The 26986-nt window shown below is 61.2% G+C and carries 17 protein-coding genes and 1 riboswitch; of the genes, 2 read left to right on the forward strand and 15 right to left on the reverse strand.

Annotated elements, in window-relative coordinates; genetic code table 11:
• Positions 1-105: 105 nt before the first annotated feature.
• The 3 genes from PSH90_RS19770 to ltaE all read right to left on the reverse strand — a co-directional run bounded on the left by PSH90_RS19770 (position 106) and on the right by ltaE (position 5204).
• Entirely contained in the window at positions 106-1347 is a 1242-nt protein-coding gene (locus PSH90_RS19770; RefSeq protein ID WP_016773595.1) for an aspartate kinase, read from the reverse strand.
• Positions 1348-1437: 90 nt separating this feature from the next.
• Positions 1438-4053 carry an alanine--tRNA ligase gene (gene alaS, locus PSH90_RS19775; protein ID WP_236168361.1) on the reverse strand — a complete coding sequence of 872 codons (2616 nt, stop codon included), beginning with the start codon at positions 4051-4053 and terminating at the stop codon, positions 1438-1440.
• 146 nt (positions 4054-4199) lie between these two features.
• Positions 4200-5204 (reverse strand): low-specificity L-threonine aldolase, encoded by a 1005-nt coding sequence (ltaE, locus tag PSH90_RS19780; protein WP_073472127.1) that lies wholly within the window; start codon positions 5202-5204, stop codon positions 4200-4202.
• A gap of 276 nt (positions 5205-5480) precedes the next feature.
• Positions 5481-5652: riboswitch (FMN riboswitch) on the forward strand.
• Between the two features lie 103 nt (positions 5653-5755).
• Here ltaE and PSH90_RS19785 point away from each other — a divergent pair.
• Positions 5756-6265 (forward strand): 6,7-dimethyl-8-ribityllumazine synthase, encoded by a 510-nt coding sequence (locus PSH90_RS19785; RefSeq protein WP_024014011.1) that lies wholly within the window; start codon positions 5756-5758, stop codon positions 6263-6265.
• A 156-nt stretch (positions 6266-6421) separates the two neighbouring features.
• On the opposite strand, the gene astE is transcribed toward PSH90_RS19785, so the two are convergent.
• The 7 genes from astE to PSH90_RS19820 form a co-directional block, all read right to left on the reverse strand.
• On the reverse strand, positions 6422-7429 hold the full coding sequence (astE, locus tag PSH90_RS19790; protein ID WP_305381349.1) for a succinylglutamate desuccinylase: 1008 nt from the start codon (positions 7427-7429) through the stop codon (positions 6422-6424).
• A gap of 12 nt (positions 7430-7441) precedes the next feature.
• Positions 7442-7732, reverse strand: a complete 291-nt coding sequence (locus PSH90_RS19795) for a hypothetical protein (protein WP_016773591.1) — start codon at positions 7730-7732, stop codon at positions 7442-7444.
• Between the two features lie 57 nt (positions 7733-7789).
• A complete protein-coding gene (astB, locus tag PSH90_RS19800; RefSeq protein WP_305381351.1) occupies positions 7790-9136 on the reverse strand; it encodes an N-succinylarginine dihydrolase in 1347 nt (448 codons plus the stop codon).
• 163 nt (positions 9137-9299) lie between these two features.
• Positions 9300-10769, reverse strand: coding sequence for a succinylglutamate-semialdehyde dehydrogenase (astD, locus tag PSH90_RS19805; protein WP_177434224.1), 1470 nt, complete (start codon positions 10767-10769; stop codon positions 9300-9302).
• Positions 10766-11791 carry an arginine N-succinyltransferase gene (astA, locus tag PSH90_RS19810; protein ID WP_305381352.1) on the reverse strand — a complete coding sequence of 342 codons (1026 nt, stop codon included), beginning with the start codon at positions 11789-11791 and terminating at the stop codon, positions 10766-10768. Before astA ends, astD begins: the two co-directional genes overlap by 4 nt.
• 51 nt (positions 11792-11842) lie before the next feature.
• Positions 11843-12862, reverse strand: coding sequence for an arginine/ornithine succinyltransferase subunit alpha (gene aruF, locus PSH90_RS19815; RefSeq protein ID WP_024014015.1), 1020 nt, complete (start codon positions 12860-12862; stop codon positions 11843-11845).
• A 245-nt stretch (positions 12863-13107) separates the two neighbouring features.
• On the reverse strand, positions 13108-14328 hold the full coding sequence (locus PSH90_RS19820) for an aspartate aminotransferase family protein (protein ID WP_016773586.1): 1221 nt from the start codon (positions 14326-14328) through the stop codon (positions 13108-13110).
• Between the two features lie 304 nt (positions 14329-14632).
• Between PSH90_RS19820 and PSH90_RS19825 the strand changes: the two genes are divergently transcribed.
• Positions 14633-22396 (forward strand): dermonecrotic toxin domain-containing protein, encoded by a 7764-nt coding sequence (locus tag PSH90_RS19825; RefSeq protein WP_305381354.1) that lies wholly within the window; start codon positions 14633-14635, stop codon positions 22394-22396.
• A 14-nt stretch (positions 22397-22410) separates the two neighbouring features.
• Here PSH90_RS19825 and argR read toward each other — a convergent pair whose 3' ends face one another.
• The 5 genes from argR to PSH90_RS19850 form a co-directional block, all read right to left on the reverse strand.
• Complete coding sequence (gene argR / locus PSH90_RS19830) at positions 22411-23391, reverse strand: transcriptional regulator ArgR (protein ID WP_024014018.1); 981 nt, start codon at positions 23389-23391, stop codon at positions 22411-22413.
• A gap of 249 nt (positions 23392-23640) precedes the next feature.
• Positions 23641-24405: an ABC transporter ATP-binding protein gene (locus PSH90_RS19835; protein WP_007912705.1), complete on the reverse strand. Its 765-nt coding sequence runs from the start codon at positions 24403-24405 to the stop codon at positions 23641-23643.
• A 27-nt stretch (positions 24406-24432) separates the two neighbouring features.
• Positions 24433-25545 carry a succinylglutamate desuccinylase/aspartoacylase family protein gene (locus PSH90_RS19840; protein ID WP_056788052.1) on the reverse strand — a complete coding sequence of 371 codons (1113 nt, stop codon included), beginning with the start codon at positions 25543-25545 and terminating at the stop codon, positions 24433-24435.
• Between the two features lies 1 nt (position 25546).
• Positions 25547-26245: an ABC transporter permease gene (locus tag PSH90_RS19845; protein WP_024014019.1), complete on the reverse strand. Its 699-nt coding sequence runs from the start codon at positions 26243-26245 to the stop codon at positions 25547-25549.
• Complete coding sequence (locus tag PSH90_RS19850; RefSeq protein ID WP_016773583.1) at positions 26242-26931, reverse strand: ABC transporter permease; 690 nt, start codon at positions 26929-26931, stop codon at positions 26242-26244. The genes PSH90_RS19845 and PSH90_RS19850 overlap by 4 nt, the downstream gene beginning before the upstream one ends.
• Between the last annotated feature and the right edge of the window lie 55 nt (positions 26932-26986).

A 26986-nucleotide genomic window follows, 5' to 3' on the forward strand; every position in this document is an offset into this window, starting at 1 on the left:
CCTACATGCCTGAGTATTGACCAGCGCGAGCAAAAGAACAGTTCCGGGGCTCGCGCCATTCAAAAATAAAGGGCGCGGTCAGACCGCGCCCTTCACAGAATCGGATTACTCGCCCTGACGGGCCGGAGCATCCAGTTCGAAAGCCGTGTGCAGCGCGCGCACGGCCAGTTCCAGGTACTTCTCTTCGATCACTACGGAAACCTTGATTTCCGAAGTCGAGATCATCTGGATGTTGATGCTTTCTTTTGCCAGGGATTCGAACATGCGGCTGGCCACGCCTGCGTGAGAACGCATGCCGACGCCGACGATCGAGACCTTGGCGATCTTGGTGTCGCCAACCACTTCACGGGCACCGATCTCGCGAGCGGTGTTTTCCAGCACGGTCTGTGCAGCCTGGTAGTCGTTGCGGTGCACGGTGAAGGTGAAGTCGGTGGTGTTATCGTGCGCGACGTTCTGCACGATCATGTCGACTTCGATGTTCGCGGCACTGATCGGGCCGAGAATCTTGAACGCCACGCCCGGGGTGTCTGGCACGCCACGGATGGTCAGCTTGGCTTCATCGCGGTTGAAAGCGATGCCGGAAATGATCGGCTGTTCCATGGTTTCCTCTTCATCAATAGTAATGAGGGTGCCCGGACCCTCCTTGAAGCTGTGCAGTACGCGCAGCGGAACGTTGTACTTGCCGGCGAATTCCACCGCACGGATCTGCAGGACCTTGGAACCGAGGCTGGCCATTTCCAGCATCTCTTCGAAGGTGATCTTGTCCAGACGCTGAGCGACCGGCACCACACGCGGGTCGGTGGTGTAGACACCGTCGACGTCGGTGTAGATCTGGCATTCATCCGCTTTCAAGGCCGCAGCCAGTGCCACGCCGGTGGTATCGGAACCGCCGCGACCGAGGGTGGTGATGTTGCCGTGCTCGTCGACACCCTGGAAACCGGCGACAACCACCACGCGACCAGCCTTTAGATCACCGCGAATCTTCTGGTCATCAATCTGCAAGATACGCGCTTTATTGTGCGCACTGTCGGTCAGGATCCGCACCTGATTACCGGTGTACGACACCGCCGGCACACCGCGCTTGATCAGCGCCATGGCCAACAGGGCAATCGTCACCTGCTCACCGGTGGAGACGATCACGTCCAGCTCGCGCGGAACCGGTTGCGCCTCGCCACTGATTTGCTTGGCCAGATCGATCAGACGGTTGGTTTCGCCGCTCATTGCAGACAGCACAACCACCAGGTCATCGCCGGCATCGCGGAATTTCTTAACCTTGTCGGCGACCTGCTCGATTCTCTCGACAGTGCCGACCGAGGTGCCTCCAAATTTCTGTACGATCAAAGCCATTTCAAAGCCGCCTCTGCCCATGAAGGGCGCCCAATAATCTTTCGAACAGTCGCCAGGCCCGCCACTAGACTGCGGGCCTGGCGAGCCGTCTTATAAAGCCTGCTCGACGAATGGAACGGTCAGCGCCAGTGCGCCATCCAGCGCAGCGGCATCGACACCACCGCCCTGCGCCATGTCCGGACGACCACCGCCCTTCCCGCCCACTGCCGCAGCAGCCTGTTTCATCAAATCACCGGCTTTGAGTTGGCCAGTCAGGTCCTTGGTTACGCCTGCAACCAGTACGACCTTTTCCTCATGGACACCGCCGAGCAGGATCACTGCGCGGCCGAGTTTGTTTTTCAGCTGATCGACCAGCGCCAGCAGCGCCTTGCCATCCTGACCGTCCAGACGGGCAGCCAGCACCTTCACATCCTTTACGTCCACCGCCGAGGCCGACAGATCGTCGCCCGCCGCGCTGGCTGCCTTGGCCTGCAACTGCTCGAGTTGTTTCTCCAGCAGACGGTTGCGCTCCAGTACCGCCGAGAGCTTGTCGATCAGGTTGTCGCGGCTGCCCTTGACCAGGCTGGCCGCTTCCTTGAGTTGTTCTTCTGCCGCGTTCAAGTAGGCCAGCGCCGCAGCACCGGTGACTGCCTCGATACGACGCACGCCCGATGCCACACCGCCTTCGCTGATGATTTTCAGCAGGCCGATGTCGCCGGTACGGTTGGCGTGGATACCGCCGCACAGTTCGACCGAGAAGTCGCCCATGCTCAGCACGCGCACGCTGTCGCCATACTTCTCGCCGAACAGCGCCATGGCGCCTTTGTTCTTAGCGGTTTCGATGTCGGTTTCTTCGGTTTCAACGGCGGAGTTCTTGCGAATCTCGGCGTTGACGATGTCTTCCAGCTGCTTGATCTGCTCTGGCTTGATTGCTTCGAAGTGGCTGAAGTCGAAACGCAGGCGCTGACTGTCGACCAACGAACCTTTCTGCTGCACATGCTCGCCCAGCACCTGACGCAGCGCGGCGTGCAGCAAGTGAGTAGCCGAGTGGTTCAGCGCGGTGGCGTGACGTACTTCGGCGTCGACGTGAGTTTCCACCGGTGCGCCGATGGTCAGACTGCCCGAGGCCAGCACACCGTGGTGCAGGAATGCGCCGCCGGTCTTGGTGGTATCGCGCACGTCAAACCGGCTGTCGCCGGCCTGAATGAAACCGCAGTCGCCGATCTGGCCACCGGATTCGGCGTAGAACGGCGTCTGGTTGAGCACGATCACGCCTTCCTGACCTTCGCTCAGCACGTCGACCGACTGGCCATCCTTATAGATGGCAACGATTTTCGCCGAGCCGCGAGTGGCGGCATAGCCGGTGAACTCGGTGGCCACGTCAACCTTGACCAGGGTGTTGTAATCCAGACCGAAAGAGCTGGCCGAACGCGCGCGAACACGCTGCGCTTCCATCTCGCGCTCGAAGCCGGCTTCGTCAACGGTCAAGCCGCGTTCGCGGGCGATGTCGGCGGTCAGGTCCATCGGGAAGCCGTAGGTGTCGTAGAGTTTGAACACCACGTCGCCCGGCACCACGGTGCCTTTGAGTTCGGCCAGATCCTGCTCGAGGATTTTCAGGCCGTGCTCCAGTGTCTTGGAGAACTGCTCTTCTTCAGCCTTGAGGACGCGCTCGATGTTGCTTTGCTGCTTCTTCAGTTCCGGGAAGGCTTCGCCCATTTCGGCGACCAGCGCCGCGACGATCTTGTAGAAAAAGCTGCCGGTGGCGCCGAGCTTGTTGCCGTGACGGCAGGCGCGACGGATGATCCGGCGCAGCACGTAACCGCGACCTTCGTTGGACGGCAGCACGCCGTCGGCGATCAGGAAACCGCAGGAACGGATGTGGTCGGAAACGACTTTGAGCGACGACTGATCGCCGTTTTCGCAGCCGATCGCTTCAGCCGAAGCCTTGAGCAGGTTCTTGAACAGGTCGATGTCGTAGTTGGAGTTGACGTGCTGCATCACCGCACTGATCCGCTCCAGGCCCATGCCGGTGTCCACCGACGGCGCTGGCAACGGATGCAACACACCGTCGGCGGTGCGGTTGAACTGCATGAACACGTTGTTCCAGATTTCGATGTAGCGATCGCCATCTTCTTCCGGCGAGCCCGGCGGGCCGCCCCAGATGTGCTCGCCGTGATCGTAGAAAATCTCGGTGCACGGGCCGCACGGGCCGGTATCGCCCATGGTCCAGAAGTTATCGGAAGCGTACGGCGCACCCTTGTTGTCGCCGATGCGGATCATGCGCTCGGCCGGCACACCGATTTTCTGTGTCCAGATGTCATACGCTTCGTCGTCGGTAGCGTAGACGGTGACCCAGAGCTTTTCCTTCGGCAGCTTGAGCACGCCAGTGAGGAAGGTCCAGGCGAAGGTGATCGCGTCGTGCTTGAAGTAGTCGCCGAAGCTGAAGTTGCCGAGCATTTCGAAGAACGTGTGGTGACGCGCGGTATAACCGACGTTTTCCAGGTCACTGTTCTTGCCGCCGGCGCGCACGCATTTCTGGCTGCTGGTGGCACGGGTGTACGCACGTTTTTCCTGGCCCAGGAAGCAGTCCTTGAACTGGTTCATCCCCGCGTTGGTGAACAGCAGGGTTGGGTCGTTGCCCGGAATCAAAGAGCTGGAGGCTACACGGGTGTGGCCTTGCTCTTCGAAGAAGCGAAGGAAGGCTTCACGGATTTCTGCGCTTTTCATTAGGTTCTTCCACGGAGGCTGCGGCCAAAGGCCTGTTCGAAACGTCATGAGACGAAGCGACGGCAAAGGGCCGCATTATATCGGCCCTGCGCGCGGGGTACAGCGTGTTTATACGATAGAAACGGTCAATTGGACGGCTGACGCTGTCACTTGCGTGAAAACTCGACGAATGTCGCGATCACTTGCTCGATTTGCGCGCGGCTGACGTCCATGTGCGTGACCATGCGCAAGCGCGCAGCGGCGCTGAGCCTGATCCCGCGTTCGCCGGCAAAGTCCTTGAGTGCTGCGGCCTTGTCGCCCATTTGCACATAAACCATGTTGGTTTGCACGGGTTCGACGACGAAACCGGCCTCACGCAGACCCTCGGCGAGCAACTGCGCGTTGGCATGGTCATCCGCCAGCCGTTCGACGTGATGATCCAGCGCGTACAAGCCAGCCGCCGCGAGCAACCCGGCCTGACGCATGCCGCCACCGACCATTTTGCGCAAACGCCGCGCTTTGCCGATCAGTTGCTCGGAACCGCACAGCACCGAACCGACCGGTGCGCCGAGGCCTTTGGACAGGCACACCGACACCGAATCGAAATGCTGGGTGATCTCCCGGGCATCGACGCCAAGCTTGACCGCCGCGTTGTACAAACGCGCCCCGTCCAGGTGCAATTGCAGGCCGTGTTCCTGAGTAAAGCGTCGCGCGCGCGCCAGATATTCCAGCGGCAGCACTTTACCCTGCATGGTGTTTTCCAGCGCCAGCAAACGCGTGCGGGCGAAGTGGAAATCGTCCGGTTTGATCGCGGCCGCAACCTGATCCAGATCCAGTGAACCGTCGGCCTGCACCTCCAGCGGCTGCGGCTGAATCGAACCGAGCACCGCCGCCCCGCCACCTTCGTACTTATAGGTGTGCGCCTGCTGACCGACGATGTATTCGTCGCCACGCTCGCAGTGCGCCATCAGGCCGAGCAGGTTGCTCATGGTCCCGGTCGGCACGAATAGCGCGGCGGCAAAACCCAGGCGTTTGGCCAGTTCAGCCTCGAGGCGATTGACCGTCGGATCTTCGCCGTACACATCGTCGCCGGTGTCCGCTGCGGTCATCGCGTCGAGCATGGCGGGAGTCGGTTGGGTGACGGTGTCGCTGCGAAGATCGATAACGCTCATGAACCTGGCCTCTGGTCAGATGGGGAAATCCCTTTGTGAAGTGGGATTACTGCGGTCATCGCGCAGATTAATCAACCCTTGAACGCGGAAAAACCCCATTCTTCCTCGAGCAGACAAAGCCCATGTGGGAGCGAGCCTGCTCGCGAGAGCGGAGTAACAGTCAGCATATTCGTTGAATGTGAAGCCGCTTTCGCGAGCGGGCTCGCTCCCGCAGTGTCATGTGCATGGCCGGGAAATATGTGTTACAAACTTGCCGCCGCCCGCCTATGGGCGGCGAAACGTTCTCAGGGCGGGGTGCAATTCCCCACCGGCGGTAATTGCGCGCAATGCGCATAGCCCGCGAGCGCTTGGCGCTGCACACGACTTGAGTCGGGTGCGTCGGCAAGGTCAGCAGACCCGGTGTGATTCCGGGGCCGACGGTCATAGTCCGGATGAAGAGAGAACGGGATCGACGCCAAAGGGCCGTCCGCGTGCATCCGTGCCTGCGTTCGCACCCTTGCATCCCTTTCGATTCATAACGCCCTGTTTTTCACACAAACAGGAGTCAGAACATGCAACCCACCGCTATCGACAGCAAAAGCAAACACCCACAAGGCGAGCGCGTCGCGTTCATCCAGGCCTGCTGGCACAAGGAAATCGTCGACCAGAGCCGCAAAGGCTTCGTCGCTGAAATGCTGGTGCAGGGTTATCAGGAAGCGGACATCGATTTTTTTGAAGTCGGCGGCGCCTTTGAAATGCCGCTGCACGCAAAGCTGCTGGCCAAATCTGGCCGTTACGCCGGCATCGTCGCCGCCGCTTTGGTGGTGGACGGCGGCATTTATCGCCACGAGTTCGTCGCGCAATCGGTGGTCAGCGGCCTTATGCAGGTGCAGCTGGAAACCGAAGTGCCGGTGTTCTCGGTGTCGCTGACCCCGCATCACTTCCATTCGGGCGAAGAGCATCAGAAGTTCTTCTTCGAGCACTTTGTGCACAAGGGTCAGGAAGCGGCGCGGACTTGCGCGGATACGTTGCAGAAGATTCGCGCGTTGCGTCGCACGGAGCCGCGCGCTGTAGCGGTCTGACTGCACCAGGCCGGGTGGGGACTTAAGCCCCACCCGAATTCAAATGTGGGAGCGAGCCTGCTCGCGAAGGCGCCGTGTCAGCCACCAAAGAAGTTGGCAGACAGTCAGCATTCGCGAGCAGGCTCGCTCCCACAGTGCTTCGCGTTAATCGGAACGTCAGGCGAGGTTTTCGTCGGTGGTCGGGACGATCAGAATGCCGGCGCGCAGGCCGTTCTTGACCTTGGGGTTGGGGAAGATGATCCGCGCGCCCTGCTCTTCGATCACCCAGCGGGTATTGGCCAGATCCTCGGCCAACACATAACCCGGCTCCAGCTCGGAAAAGTTCTCGATATCCGCCGGCAGATTCAGGCGGAACGCATCGCTGTGCTTGATGATTTCCCGCGCCACGCTGAACAGCTGCAAACCGTCCAGCCCTTCTTCTGTATCCGGCTCAGTGCCTTCGATGATCTGCTTCAGACGGGTTTCCAGCAGTGAGACGTTGACGCCATCGTTCTGCCCGAACGGCCGCGCCTTGCCCAGTTCCAGAGTGAAAGCTTCGGCGTCGAGTTTGTCGTAGGTGTACGAACTGAAGACGATGGATGGCTTGTTCTGCAACAGCACTGCTTCCATGCCGGCGGCGCGCAGGCGCGCCAGTTCGCGACGGGAATGCTGGCGCCCTTCCTTCCACGGGTACAAGGCGAACTGTTCGATCTTCGACCCACGAATCGCCGTGTGCAGGTCGTAGTGCAGACGCTGGCGCTCGGGCTTGCTGAAGAAACTCGCCGCCAGCCGTTCCAGCTCACAGGCGCGCAACGCTTCCGAGCCGCTGCTTTGTTCGTGGCGACCGTTGAACAGTCGATTGACGTCCTGCTCGACGAAACGCTCGCCCTTGCGAATCGCTTCCGGGTTGCCGAACAGGAACAGAATGCGTGCGCGCGGCTTGAGATCGCCGCGTGCGATGTCGTGCAGCAGCCGATCGAGCAACTCGATCGGTGCCGTTTCATTGCCATGGATGCCTGCCGACAGCAGCAGGTCCAGGCCATTGTCGCGCGCTTCCGGGGGCCGGACTTCCAGCGCCCCTTCGCTCAACCAGCGCATGCGCACGCCTTCGACAGTCAGTTGAGTCTTCTCCGCCGGTTCGCGGCCGGCGAGGGTCAGTTCAAGCAGTTTGCCGAGGGCGAGCATAGAGCGGTTTCCTTAGTGGTCGTGGTTGCAATCCGGGCCGTGTACGTGATCCTCGTCAGCGCCGAGGTCAGCCGGTTCCATTTCCAGTTGCAGACTTACCAGATTAGTCGCCAATGGGCGCAGCAGCAGGTTGGCGTACTCTTCGTCACCTTCCTCGACGTCCACGCCGATCAGCAGCTGGCCACGGCCGTCCTGCTGGATCCACAGCTCTTTGCCTTGCCACATGACCGCAACGCGGGTGCACGAGGTTTGCAATTGCGTGCCGTCGGTGTCTTCAAGGATCAGCTGCAGGGAATCGCTCATGTTTTTACTCTCTTGGGGTGACACGCCGCGCGCCACGTTCAGGCAGCGCGCTGGCGATCAATTGATCTGGAAGGGATAAACCGCGCCCAGTTTAAGGATTTGCGTCAGTTCATCCAGTGCCGTCCGGCATTCAAGCAGCAACTGCGGGTCCGCCAGATCGGTTTCGCTCAGGCGGTCGCGGTAGTGCTTTTCAACCCATGCGGTCAACGAACCGTACAACGGGGCCGTCATGATAACGCCTGGGTTGACCGCCGCCAGTTCGGTTTCATTCAGCGCCACGCGCAGACGCAGGCACGCTGGGCCACCGCCGTTCTGCATGCTTTGCTTGAGATCGAAGACTTTAACTTCGCGGATCATTCCGCCGGAGCTGGTCAGGCTTTGCAGATAAGCCCAGACGCGTTCGTTGGCCTGGCATTCCTGCGGCACGATCAGCAGCATCGAACCATCGGCACGCGACAGCAACTGGCTGTTGAACAGGTAGGAACGCACCGCGTCATCCACGGTGACTGCCGAACGCAGCACGCAAACGGACTGGAAGTTACCGCCGACCTTGGCCAGTTTGGCTTGCAGTTCGGCGAGCATCTTGTCGGTCTCAAGGAACGCGTCCTCGTGATAGAACAGCACTTCACCGTTGCCCACGGCGATCACGTCGTTGTGGAACACACCCTGATCGATGACGTTGGGGTTCTGCTGCGCGTAGACCACGCCTTCGTCACGCAGACCGTGCAGACGCGCCACGGCTTGCGAGGCTTCGAGGGTCTGGCGTGCTGGGTATTTCTGCGGCGCCGGGAAGCGGTTGTCGAACGCACTGCGGCCGAACACGAAGAACTCGACGCCCGCCTCGCCGTACTCACGGCAGAAACGCGTGTGGTTGGCCGCGCCTTCGTCGCCAAACTGCGCCACTGCCGGCAAAGCGGCGTGATGGGCGAAGTGCTGTTGATTGGCGAACATCGCGCCGAGCACGCGGCTGGTGGTCGGGTGTTCGATGCTGCGGTGATATTTGCAATTGAGGTTGGCGGCGGTGAAGTGCACGCGGCCGTCAGCGGTGTCGGCACTCGGGCTGACCGTGGCGGCGTTGGCCACCCACATGCTCGACGCCGAGCAACTGGCGACCAGCAGCGGCATCGCTTCCTTGGCGGCGCGCTCGATCACCTGCGCGTCAGTGCCGCTGAAGCCCAGACGGCGCAGCGCCGCCACGTCGGGACGTTCCTGCGGAGCCAGCACGCCTTGCTGAAAGCCCATGTCCATCAGCGCTTTCATTTTTGCCAGACCTTGCAGCGCCGCTTCCTTCGGGTTCGAGGATTGCTGACTGTTGCTCTGCGAGGCGACGTTGCCGTAGGACAGACCACCGTAGTTATGGGTCGGCCCCACTAGACCGTCAAAATTGACTTCATAGGATTTCATCAGCGAGGCTCCACGAGAATCTGTTGTTATAGGCTTCAGTAACTATTCTTTGCGACCGAGGCGCGGCCTTCGCGAGCAGGCTCGCTCCCACAGGATTTAGGTTGGACACAAAATGTGTGAACACCACTGAACCTGTGGGAGCGAGCCTGCTCGCGAATGGGCGCTACGCCATTTTCACGCCAGGCGTCAGAGCCGATGGCAACACCAGGCTCGGGGTTTCCAGCGACGCCACCGGGTATGCGCAGTAGTCCGCTGCGTAATAGGCGCTGGCGCGGTGGTTGCCCGAGGCGCCGACACCGCCGAATGGCGCGCTGCTCGCGGCACCGGTCAGCTGTTTGTTCCAGTTGACGATGCCGGCGCGGCTTTCCAGCCAGAACTGCTGGTAACGCGCTTCGGAATCGGAGAGCAAACCGGCGGCCAGTCCATAAGCAGTGTTGTTGGCTTCAGTGATCGCCGCGCCGAAATCGGTATAGCGGATCACTTGCAGCAGCGGCCCGAACAGTTCTTCGTCCGGACGCTCAGCCACGGCCGTCACATCGACAATGCCCGGAGTCAGCAAGGCCGACTGCGCCTGTGGCTGAGTCATTTCCAGCAGCGCCACCGCGCCGTTGGCCAGCAATTGCTCTTGCGCATCCATCAGCGCTTTTGCCGCGCCGAGGGAAATCACCGAGCCCATGAACGGCGCCGGTTGCTGATCGAAGGCACCGACTTCAATGGTCGAACTGACTTCAACCAGACGCTTGAGCAGGCTGTCGCCCCACGCGCCTTGCGGCACCAGCAGACGCCGGGCGCAGGTGCAGCGCTGGCCGGCGGAAATGAATGCCGACTGAATGATGGTGTACACCGCCGCGTCCAGATCAGCGACCTGATCGACCACCAGCGGGTTGTTACCGCCCATCTCCAGCGCAAGAATCTTGTCCGGACGCCCGGCGAATTGCTGGTGCAGGTGATTGCCGGTGCGGCTCGAACCGGTGAAGAACAGACCGTCGATGCCCGGGTTCGCCGCCAGAGCGATACCGGTTTCCCGCGCGCCTTGCAGCAGGTTCAACACGCCTGCCGGCAGGCCGGCTTCGATCCAGCACTTGACCGTCAGCTCGGCGACTTTCGGTGTCAGTTCGCTGGGCTTGAACAGCACGCTGTTACCGGCCAGCAGCGCCGGGACGATATGACCGTTAGGCAGGTGACCGGGGAAGTTGTAAGGGCCGAAGACCGCGACCACGCCGTGCGGCTTGTGGCGCAACACGGCGGTGGCGTCGCCCAATGGGCCGCTCTTTTCCCCGGTGCGCTCGCGGTAGCTCTGCACCGAAATCGCGATCTTGTTGACCATACTGGTGACTTCGGTCGCAGCTTCCCATAGCGGTTTGCCGGTTTCTTCGCCGATGGTGCGAGCCAGTTCGTCAGCGTGGTTTTTCAACGACGCGGCGAAAGCTTCGAGGACGCTGATGCGCTCTTCGAGCGTACGGCGCGCCCAGCCGGGAAAGGCCTGACGAGCGGCCTGCACCGCCGATTCGACCTGCGCGACAGTGGCGCCCTCGCCCGCCCACAGCACTTGCTGGGTCACCGGGTTCAAAGATTGAAAGGCCTCGCCCTGACCGGCCAACCACTCACCTGCGATGTATAGCGAATTCATTATTTCGACTCCCGTGCAGCGGACAGCGCCACGGCGCGAACCTGATCGCCGGCGCTGAGTTGAAGACGTTTCGCGGTCTGCGGATCGACCACCAGGGTGCCCGCAGCCAAGCGCGCTGGGGCAGCCGTGATGCGGCAATCCTCGCGCTTGCGGTTGTGGATGATGAACGGCGTGGCGTCATCGCCCGGCGTGCCGACGGCCAGCACCAGCGCTTCGCTGTCACGCACCGCGCGGATCTTGCTGGTTTCGCATTCGATGGCCGGCCCGGCGTCGAAGATGTCGACGTAACCCTGATAGCTGAAGCCTTCGCTCTTGAGCATGGCCAGTGCCGGCTCGGTGTCCGGGTGCACCTGGCCGATGACGTTGCGCGCGTCCGGCGAAAGGAAGCAGGTGTACAGCGGGAATTTCGGCATCAGTTCGGCGATGAACGCCTTGTTGCCGACGCCGGTCAGGTAATCGGCCTGGCTGAATTCCATCTTGAAGAAGTGCCGGCCGAGGCTTTCCCAGAACGGCGAGCGCCCGGCGTCATCGGACACGCCACGCATTTCGGCGATGATCTTGTTACCGAACAGCGCCGGGAACTCAGCGATGAACAGCATGCGCGCCTTGGATAGCATCCGGCCGTTCAAGCCGTTGCGATAATCGGCGTGCAGGAACAGCGAGCACAGCTCGGAATTGCCGGTCAGGTCGTTGGCCAGAAACAGCGTCGGGATTTCGCGGTAGATGTTCAGCTCTTGCGAAGCGCTGACCGTCAGTCCGACGCGGAAGTTGTACCAGGGCTCGCGCAGACCAACCGCGCCGGCGATGGCGGAAATCCCCACCACGCGGCCGTCATCGTCTTCGAGCACGAACAGATAGTCCGCATCGCCACGCCCGGCTTCGCCGCGAAAGGTCTTCTCGGCCCAGCCGACCCGGTGGGTCAGGCGCTCTTCGTTGGCCGGCAATGTGGTCAGGCCGGTGCCGGTGCTGCGGGCCAGGTCGATCAGCGCGGATAAATCGCTGCTGCGTACGGGACGAACAATCATGCTATCTCCTCAAACGGGCCGCTCGCGCCACCCGTGAAACTCGCTAAGGCGTTAAACCGCCACCAGGCGCACGCTGGCACCTTCACCGACGCCCAGGGCTTCGGCCGCTTCCATATCCAGCGTCACCGGTTTGCCCGGCGCGTAATCCAGCTCAAGCAACACCGCGCGGTAATCCTGCAACTGCGCGTTGGCCACCAGGTACTGACGCCCGGCACCCTTCACTGGCTCGCCGATCTTCACCGGCACCACGCGGCTCTGGGCGATCGAACGGATCCCGGAAACCCGTGCATGCAGGGTCGGGCCGCCGTCGAAGATGTCGATGTAGTGATCGGTTTCGAAGCCTTCGCGCATCAGGATGTCGAAAGTGATCTGCGCACGCGGGTGCACCTGGCCCATCGCCTCTTGGGCGGAGTCCGGCAGCAGCGGCACATAGATCGGGTAATGCGGCATCAGCTCGGCGAGGAAGGTGCGGCTTTTCAGCCCGCACAGGCGCTCGGCCTCGGCGTAGTTGAGGTCGAAGAAATTACGTCCGATCGCATCCCAGAACGGCGAGTCGCCATTCTCGTCGCTGTAACCGACGATCTCGGTCACCACCGAATCGGCAAAACGCTCAGGATGGCTGGCGACGAACAGCAGACGGCCACGGGAATTGAGCTCGGCCCACGGCGATCCGACCAGTTCGCGCTGCACATAGAAACTGGTCAGCAGGCTGTTGCCGGTCAGGTCGTGGCACTGCGAGAGCACGTGGATCTTGTTGTGGATCTTCAGCTCGCGGGAGGCGTGGACGAAAGTCTCGTTGCGGAAGCTGTAGAACGGCTCCGAATAACCGGCGGAAGCGACAATGGCCGAGCAGCCGACCAGTTTGCCGGTGCTCGAGTCTTCGAGGACGAAGAAGTAACTCTCTTCACCGTTGAAGCTCACTTCGGCGGCGAACGAGGCTTCGCTCGCGGCGATCTTGTCGCTCAGACGTTCCACGTCATCCGGCAAGGAAGTGACACCAATCGGGCTGTCCGCAGCCAGACGCTGTACCTCGCCCAGATCAGCCATTTGCGCGGGGCGCATCACCAGCATGGTGTCACTCCTTTCTCTTCAATATTCACAGAAAAAACCGGGCCCACATAAAGATCGATGCAGGAATGGGACTTGTGGCGAGGGGATTTATCCCCGCTGGGGGGCGAAGCACCCCCAAAAATCTGGGGCCGCTGCGCAGCCCATCGGGGATAAATCCCCTCACCACAGGTTCAATCCAACAGGTGGATGTGCCCGGTATCAAAAATTGGTTCGGCGCCGGAAAACTCCAGGCGCCGAAAGGTCCATCAGGCTTGCGTCAACTTCGCTGCAGCACGTTCGAAGCGGTCGAGACCGGCGTCGATATCGGCGTCTTCCACCACCAGGCTCGGGGCGAAACGGATCACGTCCGGGCCAGCCTGGAGAATCATCAGGCCTTCCTGCTCGGCGGCGTTGAAGATGTCCTTGGCCTTGCCTTTCCACGCTTCGCTCAGCACGCAACCGATCAGCAGACCGAGACCACGCACCTGAGTGAACAGGCCGTATTTCTCGCCGATCTGTTGCAGGCGGGTCTTGAACTTGTCGTGCTTGGCGTTCACGCCGTTCAGCACCTCAGGGGTGTTGACCACGTCGATCACCGCTTCGGCGACGGCGCAGGCCAGCGGGTTGCCGCCGTAAGTGGTGCCGTGGGTGCCGACGACCAGATGTTTGGCCAGCGCTTCGGTGGTCATCATTGCCGCGATCGGGAAACCGCCGCCCAGGCTCTTGGCGCTGGTGAGGATGTCCGGGGTCACGCCGTAATGCTGGTAGGCAAACAGCTTGCCGCTGCGGCCCATGCCGGTCTGCACTTCGTCGAACACCAGCAGCGCGTTGTTCGCGTCGCACAGTTCGCGGGCGCCTTGCAGGTAAGCCAGTTCGGCCGGCAGTACGCCGCCCTCGCCCTGGATCGGTTCCAGCACGACCGCGCAGGTCTTCTCGGACACCGCGGCTTTCAGCGCGGCCAGATCGTTGTAGGGAACGTGGGTGATACCGGTGATTTTCGGGCCGAAACCGTCGGAGTACTTCGACTGGCCACCGACGTTGACGGTGAACAGGGTACGGCCGTGGAAGCTGTTCAGCGCGGCGATGATTTCGTATTTCTCGGTGCCGAAACGGTCGAATGCGACGCGACGGGCCAGCTTGAATGCGGCCTCGTTGGCTTCGGCGCCGGAGTTGCAGAAGAACACGCGCTCGGCAAACGTGGCGTCGATCAGCTTGTGCGCCAGACGCAGGGCCGGTTCGTTGGTGAACACGTTGGACACGTGCCACAGCTTGTTCGCCTGTTCGGTCAACGCGCCGACCAGCGCCGGATGCGCGTGGCCCAGGACGTTGACGGCAATCCCGCCGGCGAAGTCGATCAGCTCGCGGCCGGCCTGATCCCAGACCCGGGAACCGGCGCCACGCACCGGAATGAAAGCGGCAGGCGCGTAGTTGGGAACCATTACCTGGTCGAAATCGGCGCGTTGTACCGCAGCGTGCTCAACGGACATCGGAGTCTCCTGAAGAGGAACACCCGCCTGGAACTGGCGAGCGATGAGGGGATTGTAAGGACAGTTGGGTGCCCGGCCTTGTCGCCAAGCGACAACTTCTTATAGCGCAAACCCCGGATTTTCCCGGGTTTACGGCAATGCGACATATAGCGTCGCAAAGGCGCAGTTTACCGGGCGCGGCCGATTTGCGGCAGGCCGCGCAGGATACCAAGCCAGCCCCCACGGCAAAGACATAAATATCTACCGCACGGGGGGCGCTTGCTGCTGATTTGCTGAGGGTTCTTCCCAACGCCAAGGAATGGCCATGCATTTGTCTGAAGCACCCCCATCGGCAACCCCGGATGCCGCACATGACGCGCAACATGCGGACGAACATTACCAACCACTGAAAAACGCGATTCCCGCTTGGCTGGGCGACACCTCAGCCATTCGGCGAGAAGCACTGAAAAGCAGCCTCCCGCAACAGCCGGCCGCGCTCAAGAACGCGCCAGCCGAACAGCACGCGCTGATGAAAAGCCTTGGGGCGGCGCATATCAGCGCGCAGAGCCGGGTCGATAAAAGCCTGGAACACTTGCAGGACGCTGCGGCTTTCGCCGAGCCCCTGCTCAAGGCCGAGCTGAAACGCTGCTTCGATCTGGAGCTGGATGTCAGAAACACCTACGTGCGCCTGTACATTCCCGCCACCACCCCGTGGTTTCCGATCCGCACCGGCGCCCGCGCCTGGTCCGTGTCACTGCTTGAGGCGGCGCTGCATAACTTCGAAGACAGGGAAACCGAAGACGACGCCTTCGAAGCCGAGTCGACATTCACCCGCGCGCCCTCGGCTACGGGACAGTTTGAAACACTGCCCGAGATCAAGGCGAAACTGAGCATTTCCGCTTTCACAAAACTGTGCCGTCGACTGGATATCGGCGCGAAATACAAAGCCAGTCTGGAAGACAATCTGGGCTATTCCGATCCGATGGTCGCGTCGGTCTTGCGCGGCAAGATCGACGCCAGCCAGAAGGCCGCGATGAAGTCTGCCCTGCAATGGGCGAGGATGAACCGCGATGTCTCGGAAAACGCGGTGCGCATGATCGAGGCCATGCTAGACGGCATGAAAGGCCTGCATGTGCATGGCGCCCCGCTGCTGTGTCATGACATGACGATGCTTTGCGCACCGCTGACCGGCATCGTGGTATTCGCCCCGGACCTGTACATGACGCGCAATGCAGCGCGCGTCGTCGCCTATGTCCCGGATGACCCCGAACATCCGTTCAAGGAGTACGCCTCGCCATTGGAAATGGTCGTGGAACTGACGCGCCAGTTGCGCTCCAGGGACTATCAGCAGTTCTTCAGCCGCTTCGTCAACCACGACCAGCGCGGTTTCTTCTTCAGCACTCTCAACAGCCGGCTGAGTGAAATCCGCTGGCATCCGCACGAACCCGGCGACCCGCTGCCGGCGTGGCGCGAAGCCCCGGTGGAGCGGCCCGACCTGCAGACTGCGCTGACGCCGTTTTACGACGATGTCTGGCAGCACCTGTACCAGGCAAAGCTGAACAAGATTTTCAATGACGCCCGAACCATTGCCGTACCGACTGCCCTGGTTGATCAAAGGGCGCGCTGGGCATTCTGGGATTCGCTGGTCAACATCCTCTCTTCCATCGCCCAGACCGCGGCGATGATCGTCGCGCCGTTCGTGCCGGTGCTCGGTGAAGCGATGATGGCGTACATGGCCTATCAGATGCTCGATGAAGTATTCGAAGGCATTGTCGAGTGGGCGCAGGGGCGCACGACCGAAGCGGTCGAACACTTGATGGGCACCGTGGAATCGATGATCCAGTTGGGCATGTTCGCCGTCGGCGGTGCGATTGGCGCGGCCGAGTTTCGCAAGGTATTGCCCAAGGAAATCGTGGCGTTCATCGACCGCTTCAAACCGGTACAACTGGCCAATGGTGACACCCGCTACTGGCAACCGGATCTCGAACGCTACAAACATCCGCAGCGCCCGAGTGCCGATTCGCAACCCGATGCACTGGGTCTGCATACCCATGAAGACAAGCGCCTGTTGCCACTGGAGGATGCGCACTTTGCGGTCACGGAAAGTCAGGTGCCGGGGCAGTACCGCATCGAACATCCGAGTCGCCCCGACGCATACCAACCGGTGCTGCGCCACAATGGCGAAGGTGCCTGGCACACTGAACTGGAGCAACCGCTGGAGTGGGATGGCGCAACTGCGCTGCGCCGAATCGGCCCTGCGGTCGAGAGCTTGTCCACGAGCGAGCGCGAAACCGTGCTGCAGATCAGCGGAACCAGCGAAGACGCGTTGCGCAAAATGCATGTCGAGCAGGAAAAGGTCCCGCCGCTGCTGGCCGACAGTATCCAGCGCTTCAAGATCGATCAGCAATTGCAACGCTTCATCGACCAGCTCGACAGCGATGACGCTGAAATTTTTCTGCGCGCCGACCCGGCCATGCAACTGCAGGTGCTCAGCGAATACGGTCGCTGGCCAGGCGACACATGCCTGCGTCTGCTCGATCGCCAAGGCGAGCAACTGTGGCAATCGTCTGCCGACACAAGCCTGCCGGTGATCGAACTACGCCACGACACGCTGGCCGGTGGCGACGTGCTCAAAACCCTGCTCCAAGCCCTCGACGAGACGCAGATCAAAGCCTTGCTGGACGAGCCCTTCGCCGGACCGACGCCGTCCATCGAGGTCCGCAGCCAGAACCTGCGCAAGCAAGTGGCCGACCTCGCCAGACGCAACACGAGCGCGCTGTTCGAGTCGCGCTATCAAGCCCTTCAGCACCTCGACGACCCGCTGGCGGCACGACTCAAGACCCACCCTCCCCAATTGCCGGCCAGCATTACCCGCGAACTGCTCGATACCGCGACCGGCAGCGAATTGTTGCAGATCAGCGAAGGACGATTGCCCCCGCGCCAGCAGGCACTCATGCAGATGGCCAGTGAGGAGGTGCGCGTTGCCCGCGCATATGAGGGCCTTGAGCTGGATTCGGTGAGCAATCACGACTCTGATTCTCTGGCGCTGCACAGCCTCAAATTGTTGCCGGGCTGGAGCGGCGATGTACGCATCGAAATCCGCGGCGGGCGCTACGAGGGCCGGTTACTGGACACGATCGGCCGTGACGATGCGCCCGAATACAAGGTGCTGGTTCGCCGCGACGATGGCCAATACCAACCTTATGACGATCGTGGGCAGCAGCTGCATTCGTTCGCTGATTTCTATTCCAGCCTGTTGTACGCATTGCCCGACAGCGAGCGCCAGAGCCTGGACATGCGGATCGGCCAGGGTCAGGCGCTGAAGGCGGCCATTCGTGAACGCACGCTCGAGCGCAACGAGTGGCGTCAGGTGATTGCCGATGCGCCGTCCCGAGCGCCGGCTGTCGACACCCTGCGCCTGCTCGGTACCGACGGTTACGCCCATGCTCCGCGTCCGCCACGCCCCGCTTACCAGCCGCACACCCTCGAAGAAGACATCCGGGTGCTCTATCCACGCATGTCGAACCATGAAGTGCGCTTCCTCGCCGAAAGCATGCGAAGCAGTCCCCCAGGCCCGCGCGCCGAAATGCTTCGTTTGCAAAATGACTACCTGCAATTGCAGAACGAACTGCATGTCTGGGCCAACAATCCCCCCGCCGTGCGCCCGGAAACCGGCACGGCGCTCACCTCGCTGGAGAAGCGCGCCGAAATCCAGAATCGCAGGCTGCTACGGGAGCAATTGCTCAAAGCCTGGAGACGGGAGCACGTCACGGGTATCAATCACCGGGGCTTTGCCGCCGGATACGCCTTGCGCCTTACACCTGCGGTGATGGGCGAGTTGCCCGTGTTGTCAGCAGACTTCAGTCATATCACCTCGCTCGCCATTGATGGCAGCCCGATGACCACCTCCGTCGACAGCTTTCTGCAGTCCTTCAGCCAGTTGCAGAATATCGATGCGCGCAATCTCAATCTGTCGAGCCTGCCGCAAGCACTGACTTCGATGCGCTCGCTGCGCGAATTGCGCTTACGCAATTGTCGGATCAGTCTGACGACGGTCACAGAGTCAGTGCTCGCGGCCATGCCGCAGCTCACCCTGCTCGATCTGCAAGGCAATGCGCTGGGCCTGCCTCCGGACCTGCACACACTGCCTTCATTGCGCTACGTGAACCTGTCGGATACCGGCATTCACACGGTGCCCGACGATCTGCTGGATCATCCGCGCCTGATTTCGGCGCAATTCGATCGCAACCGCATCACGCGGATACCGGACAGTTTTTTCAACCTGGCAAGCTCCCTCAGCGATGGTTATACCTTCGCCGATAATCCGTTGACGGCGGCTTCTCGCGAGCGGGTAAAAGTGTTCTACGAGCACACCGGAAGGCACTTCGGCGTCCGGCCCGTGCAGGAAGATCTGCAACGCACCATCGCCTTGTTTCCATCCCTCGACACGGAAGGCGCAACACAGGTGTTGTACCGATTGCCCGGGCCATTGGCGGAGTGCGGCGCACAGTTGTCCCGCTGGGAAAATGAACTCGGCGTGCTGAATCTCGAACTCAGTCAATGGATCAACCAGGCCACCGTGACCGCCTCTGAGTCGGGGGAACGTCTTCCCCTCGAGGCGCAAACCCGCGAACCGGAGGCCCGGCGATCCTTTGCGCAACAGATCGAGCAATTCTGGCGCAGCCCGCCCCTGTACCCGCGCCTTGAAGAACTCAGGGCAACGGCGACGTTCAGTGGGGATATGCCGATACTCAGCGCCGGTCTCGAGCGCGCGACGCAGCTGAACCTCACCGGCACCGCCAATAGCACCGCTGCCCTGCGCTTCGTGGAGTGCTTCCCCAACCTTGCCAAGCTGAAAATGAACGGTTTCGAACTGGGACCGCTTGCGCTGGGCGAAGCAAAACTGCCTCAACTGAGCGATCTGGAGCTGAAAAATTGTGGCGTGGTCATGACCCCGGAAAATCAGGCTGCGCTGCTGTCACTTGGCAGCCTCGACTCACTGGACCTGAGCGACAATCCGTTGGGTACGTTCCCCGACCTGAATTTGTTGCCCGAATTGATCTATCTCGATCTGTCCAACTGCGGGCTGACCGTCGTTCCCGAAGGACTGGCCAGCCATCCGGGGTTGCGAACCGCAGTGCTCGCAGGCAACCGCATCACGCAACTGCCCGAGGCGCTGTTCGACCTCCCCGCCGAGCGCAGTGACGGCATTGACCTTGCCGACAACCCGCTATCGGCCGCCACCCGCGACCAGATCAAAAACTACTACCGCCTCCATCGCAACGACTTCGACGTATTGGCGGCCGAGCCGGACGTGAGCCTCGCCCGGCAGTTGTTTCCCGGTTTGAACAAGCAAGAGGCCAGCGAGATGATTTACGACTTGCCCGGCGACCTGGCCGACGGTCGCCAACAGCTGCTTGGCTGGCAAGCAGAACAGCAACAGATGCGCGATGACCTGACCCGCTGGGCCTTGGCAACGCCGTCTGCGCACCCGGTTACCGGTCAGGCCTTGAGCGCAAGCGAGCGTTTGGCGCAACGATCCGCACGCTCGGACTTCAAGCAATTGATAAAGGATTTCTGGGGCGAAAGATCGATGGGTACCGGCAGGCGCACGACTTCTTTCGCGGCAGACCTCAAGTTCCTCGGCGAAATGCCGCGCCTGACGGTCAACTTCGATCACGTTACCAGCCTCAAGCTGGCGGGCAACGTGACGATCGCGGGACTGGAGCCGTTCGCTGCCTTGTTCCCGAATCTTCAGATGTTGGAACTGAAAGCTTTCACACTCTATGACATCCCTTCATTCGTCAGCCGTCTGCACTATCTCAAAGAGCTCAAACTCAATGACTGCGCGCTGACGCTTACCCCTGCCGGGCAGCAGGTACTTGGCGCGCTGCCCGAGTTGCGGTTGCTCGATCTGAGCCATAACCCCCTGACAAACGCGCCAGACCTGACAATCCTGCCCAAGGTGACGAACTTCTCGCTCGGCCATAGCGAACTGACGAGCGTGCCGAAGGGCATCGCCGAGCATCCGCTGCTGCGAGAGCTCCATCTCAATAACAACCAGATAACCGTGCTGCCCGACGCTGTTTTCAGTTTGCATCCCGAGCGGGCCGACAGCGTCTATCTGAACGACAATCCTCTCTCCATGAATGCCCGCGAGCGCGTCAAGCGCTACTACGCCGCACAAGGGCGCAACTTCCGGATCAAGCCGGCATCGGCTGACATTGCCATAGCGCAGAGACTGTTCCCGCGACTGGGCGAAAACGCTGCGATCAACATGATTTATCGCCTGCCCGGGACATTACAGACCGGCACGGCGCAACTGATCAGATGGGAGGCGGAAATCGCCCGCATGACCAGTGATCTCAACACATGGAGCGCGCGCTTGCCGGTCAACAACCCTTCGACAGAGCTGCCCTGGACTGCGCCGGAAAGATTTGCAGAACTCGCCGCCAGACAAAGATTCAGCAGCGACCTTGAGAAACTCTGGCGCGGCCGGCAAAACGAAAACTCAGCCCTGCGGTTCAATACTTTCGAAGCCGATGCGACATTCACCGGCGAATTGCCGGAACTGACCGCTGACTTCAGCCACATCACGCATCTCAACCTTCAGGGCAATCCGGGGCTGAACATTCCAGATGGGTTTTTCCGAAGCTTCAGCGGCCTGCGCGGACTGGAACTGCAGGATTTCGCCTTGGGCCGGATACCCCAATCGTTGCCAAGCCTGCCGTTGCTTGAGAGATTGATGCTGAGCAAGTGCCAGATCACTCTGGATCCTGCCGGACAAGCGATCCTGTCCACGATGACCCGATTGAAATCTCTGGACTTGTATAGCAACCCTCTGCAGGTGCCGCCCGATCTATCGACCCTGCAGAACCTGACGTTCATCGACCTGATCAACACCGGCATCGATAGCGTTCCCGCCGGGCTGGAACAGCTGCCGCACCTGGAAGTCGCGTTGCTGAGCGACAACAACATCAGCGAATTGCCGGCGCAACTGACGCAGTATTCCGATCGCGGTATTGAATTGGGCGGCAACCCGTTGTCGGTTGCTTCCAGAGAACGGATCAAGGCCGCATTTCAGGCCAAGGCTGACAACTTCGGTGTCTGGGTCCAACAGCAAGACATCGATCTGGCGCAAAGCCTTTATCCATCGCTGTTCGGCTTCGATGCCAACGATCTGGTCTACAAGCTTGCGGGCACGCTGGCCGATGGACGTGTTGAGCTGATGCGCCGCAAAACCGAGCTCACCAGCCTGCTCGAACGCCTGGATACCTGGGCCAACGAGACTCCCAACGATACTGACACGCAGATGCCGCTTGCGACCGAAGCGGCAGCCAGGGAAAGACTCAACCGCCAGCACTTCAGGCAAAACCTCGAAGACGACCTGCGCCGTGCGCCCTCGTTCCTGACAGGGCCAAGGGTCAGCTGCGAGTTGTCGTTTACCGGTGAGCTGCCGCCGCTGACCGCGCGTTTCGACCACATCGAACAATTGAAGCTGACCACCACAGCGTCCGCTGCGCCTCGGATCGATCGTCTGCTGGAGCTGTTCCCGAAGCTCAAAGGCATCGACATCCGCAATTATCCGCTGGGCGAGATTCCCGCCCCGATTTTCGCCATGGAAAGGCTGCGCAGCCTATATCTGCCGGGCAGTGAGATCACGTTGACTGCGCAGACCGCAGGAGCATTCGCAACGCTGAGAAACCTGAGTTCGGTGGACCTGAGCGACAATCCGCTCAACATCGCTCCGGATCTGAGTCATTTCCCGCAGATGACCGATGTGCGTCTGGGCAACTGTGCCTTGAGCAAGGTGCCTGACGGCCTGTTCGAACTGCCTCGATTGATGTACGCGGACTTGTCCGGAAACGCGATCACCGAGTTGCCGGGCGAGTTTCCTTTACAGCCCGGCGACGTGCTGACCGAATACGACTTCAGCGACAACCCGCTGACTGCCGAAAGTTTGCAGCGCCTGCAGCGGTATGAGGCGGCGTATCAATTGCGCCTGCTGGAGCAGCAGTCGAGCAACGACACCGCGTATCAGACGATTGAGGATTTCCATGATTTCTCCGGCGGCATGGAAATCGATTGAGGGTCGATCCGCGCTCAGCCACGCTCCGGCGGCACTGACGACAATTCGAACGGGCTGCTGCTGCGCCGCTGGTTGCGATCTTCGCGCGGCGTGGCACCGAAGAAATTGCGATAGGCGCTGGAGAAATGCGGCCCCGAGGAGAAGCCGCACGAGAGGCCGATCTGGATGATCGACTTGCTGGTCTGCATCAACATCTGCCGGGCCTTGTTCAGGCGCAATTCCAGGTAGTACTGGCTCGGCACGCGGTTGAGGTATTGCTTGAAGATCCGTTCCAGCTGCCGACGGGATACGCACACGTGCTGGGCGATTTCGTCGGTGGTCAGCGGCTCTTCGATGTTGGCTTCCATCAGCAACACCGCTTGGGTGAGCTTCGGATGGCTGGAGCCGAGGCGATTCTGCAACGGGATGCGCTGACGCTCACCGCCCTCGCGGATGCGCTCGACCACCAGTTCTTCCGACACCGCACCGGCCAGTTCCGCGCCGTGATCGCGGGCCAGCACCGCCAGCAACAGGTCGAGCACCGACATGCCACCGCAAGCGGTCAGACGATCGCGATCCCAGTCGAACAGATGACTGGTGGCGATGACTTTCGGGAAGCGCTCAGCGAAATCGTCCTGCCAGCGCCAGTGCACGGCGGCGCGATAACCGTCGAGCAAACCGAGCTGGGCCAGCGGATAGACACCGGCCGAGAGACCACCGATCACGCAACCGGCACGCACCAGTTGCTTGAGCGCACTGCTCAGCGCCGGCGCGAGCGTGGTCGGTGGCTCGTCAGCGAGCAGGAACAGTTTCTGGAAATTCTCGAGCTTGCCGGCCCACGGCTCGCCGGGCAATTGCCAGGCACCTTCGCTCTGCGGCTCGGCCTGCAAGAACGACAGTTCGTAAACCACGTCCGGGTGCACCCGCTGCGCAACACGCAAGGCCTCCTCCGCCAGCGCCAGCGTCAACGCTTTAGTGCTGGGCCAAATCAGGAAACCAATTCGATGGGCAGTCATGGGCGGGCAATCCGAAACGAACAACGGTGATGAAGGCATGGGCCAATGCTAGCCCGGAAATGAATACAAATCCTGAAACCGGTGAAGATCAGAATGTGGGAGCGAGCCTGCTCGCGAAGGCGGTGTACCAGTCAACATAATTGCTGGCTGTTGTACCGCTTTCGCGAGCAGGCTCGCTCCCACAGGGATCTGAGCCAGCCAGAAGATCGCGAAGCATGACCTAATCTGGTGCACAACGGCAGCCCTGATTTATTTCAGGCTGCCCGACAGGAACTGCTGCAAGCGCTCCGACTGCGGGTTGACCAGCACTTCGCGCGGGTTGCCGCTTTCTTCGACGACGCCTTTGTGCAGGAACACCAACTGGTTCGACACTTCACGGGCGAAGCCCATTTCGTGGGTCACCACGACCATGGTGCGGCCTTCCTGCGCCAGCGCCTGCATGACTTTCAGCACGTCGCCGACCAGTTCCGGGTCGAGGGCCGAAGTCGGTTCGTCGAACAGCATCACTTCCGGTTCCATTGCCAGCGCACGGGCGATCGCCACGCGCTGCTGTTCGCCGCCGGACATGTGCCCCGGGAACGCGTCTTTGCGATGGGCCACGCCAACCTTGTTCAGGTAGTACTCGGCTTTTTCGCGCGCTTCGTACTTGGGTACGCCGAGCACGTGCACCGGTGCCTCCATGATGTTTTCAATCGCGGTCATGTGCGACCACAGATTGAAATGCTGGAACACCATCGACAGGCGCGAACGCATGCGTTGCAGCTGTTTTGGATCAGCGGCTTTCAGCGCGCCATCCTTGTTCGCCACCAGTTTCAGCTCTTCGTTGTTGAGCAGGATCTTGCCGGCGTGCGGCTGCTCGAGCAGGTTGATGCAACGCAGGAAAGTACTTTTGCCGGAGCCACTGGAGCCGATGATGCTGATCACATCGCCGGCGGCGGCTTTCAGGGACACGCCCTTGAGCACTTCGTGACTGCCATAGCGTTTATGCAGGTCTTGGACTTCAAGTTTGTACATGCGGTCGGTTCTCACAAAAACAGTCAGTCAGTCGTTGAGCAAGCGCCCGTGACGCAGCGCTTCGCGCCCCGCCACCTTGGCCAGCCAGAAACCGGGTTGGGCATAGCGCAGCCGTTCAATGGCAAACAGCACCCCGGACGTACCAGCACATACCGTGCTGACCCGATCGGACACAGGGTCGATCACTTGAAAAATCTCATCGCCCGCCTCGACCCATTCGCCAGGCCTGCGGGAAAAACTCACCACACCGGGGTGCGGTGCGAACAACAATTCGGTGCCTTCGAAGGGCATGCCTTCGCACGGTTCGAAGGCCGGGTCCGGCCACTCGCCGGTGATCAGACCTTGCTCGGCAAGGAACGCCAGAATGCCTTCAGCATAAGCCTCGGCTTCGACGCGGCCGGTGTCGGCCTGCCCGCCCAGCTCGATCGTCGTCGCCAGACACGCCAGCGGAATCTGCGCCTCGGGGAACTGCCGCGACAGGCGCAGCCATGGCAACGAGCAGGCTTCATCGAAGGAGCTGCCGCCGGAATCTTCCGCGAGCAAACCTACCTTGACGTTCAGGTGTGCCGACAGCGAACGCCACTGCGGCCAGTGCTGCGGCAGCGCATACATGTGCAGCGCGGCTTCGGCATCGCAGTGCAGATCCAGCACCACATCGGCGGTGCAGGCGTGGCTGAGCAGCACACGTTGCATGCCTTGCAACTGGCTGCTTGCTTCAGGCAATCCGGCCAGGTGGTCGGCCATTGCCTGACGGATCAGGCGCACGTTGGCATGGGGATCATCACCGAGTTTTTCGCCCAGCGCCGCCGCGACCGGCGCGCTGAGCTCGACGAAATCACGATTGAAATTCTTGCCGCTGCCCGCCTCGAAGCGGCCCTGGAAATTGCCTTGCAGCAATTGCCCGAGGCCGATCGGATTGGCCACCGGCACCAGCTCGATCACGCCGTTGAGCAAGCCTTGGGCTTCGAGTTCGCCGAGGCGCTTTTTCAGCTCCCAGGCGGTGCGCATGCCCGGCAGTTCATCGGCGTGCAGGCTGGCCTGGATGTAGGCCTTGCGCTCGCCCTCACCGAACCGGAAAACCGAAACCTTGCGCTCGCTGCCCAGGTGGCTCCACGGCAATACGTGGTCGATGCGTTGCATATCAGTGCTTCCGTGGCGCGAGGTAGCTCAACCAGCGACGCTCGGCCAGTTTGAACAGCTTGACCAGAATGAAGGTCAGGCACAGGTAGAACACGCCGGCAGTGATGTACGCCTCGAACGGCAGGTAGAACTGCGCGTTGACGGTACGTGCCGCGCCAGTGATGTCGATCAGGGTCACGATCGACGCCAGACTGGTGGTCTGCAGCATCATGATCACTTCGTTGCTGTACTGCGGCAGCGCCCGGCGCAGGGCCGACGGCAGCAGGATGCGCTTGTACAGCTTGAAGCGCGACATGCCCATGGCCTTGGCCGCTTCGATCTCACCGTTCGGCGTGGCCTTCAGGCTGCCGGCGATAATTTCCGCGGTATAGGCGCTGGTGTTCACGGCAAAAGCCAGGCAGGCACAGAACGTTGCGCTGGACAGCCACGGCCACAGGAAGCTTTCGCGTACCGCTTCGAACTGGGCCAGACCGTAGTAGATCAGGAACAGCTGAACCAGCATCGGCGTGCCGCGAATCACGTAGGTGTACAGCCACGCGGCGCCATTGACGAACGGGTTTTTCGAGACGCGCATCAGCCCCAGCGGCAACGCCGCGAGCAAACCGAAGAACAGCGACAGCGCGAGCAGTTTGAGGGTGGTCAGCAGGCCGCTGAAGTACAGCGGCAGTGCCTCCCAGATGACGTTGTAGTCGAAGATCATAGATCAGCCGCCCTTACGCCTACCGAGTAGCGCTTCTCAAGGTGACGCAATGCCAGCAACGAAACACTGGTGATCACCAGGTACATTGCCGCCACTGCGAGGAAGAAGGTGAAAGGTTCACGCGTGGCATCCGCCGCCTGCTTGGCCTTGAACATCATGTCTTGCAGACCGACCACGGAGATCAGCGCGGTGGCCTTGGTCAGTACCAGCCAGTTGTTGGTGAAGCCGGGAATCGCCAGACGAATCATCTGCGGCACCATCACCCGGAAGAACACCTGAAAACTGCTCATGCCGTAGGCCATGCCCGCTTCGGCCTGGCCCTTGGGGATCGCCATGAACGCACCACGGAAGGTTTCCGAGAGGTACGCACCGAAGATGAAACCGAGGGTACCGATACCGGCGGCCAGCGGGTTCAGGTCGATGTAGTCGTCATAGCCGAGCATCGGTGCGACGCGATTGAGCAAGTCCTGACCGCCGTAGAAGATCAGCAGGATCAGCACCAGATCGGGAATGCCGCGGATCACCGTCGAATACAGATCGCCCAGCCACGCCAGCCAGCGCACCGGCGACAGGCGCAACGCGACACCGATCAGCCCGAGAACGATGGCCAGAGCCATGGACGACAAGGCGAGCTGAAGCGTCAGCCATGCGCCATCGAGGATGACAGCCCCGTAGCCTTTCAACATGATTCAGGTCCTCGAAAGTTGGGATGAAAAAATGGCGCAAACCGCAGAGATTCTG

Source organism: Pseudomonas sp. FP1762, from assembly GCF_030687105.1.
GTDB classification, from domain to species: Bacteria; Pseudomonadota; Gammaproteobacteria; order Pseudomonadales; family Pseudomonadaceae; genus Aquipseudomonas; species Aquipseudomonas siliginis.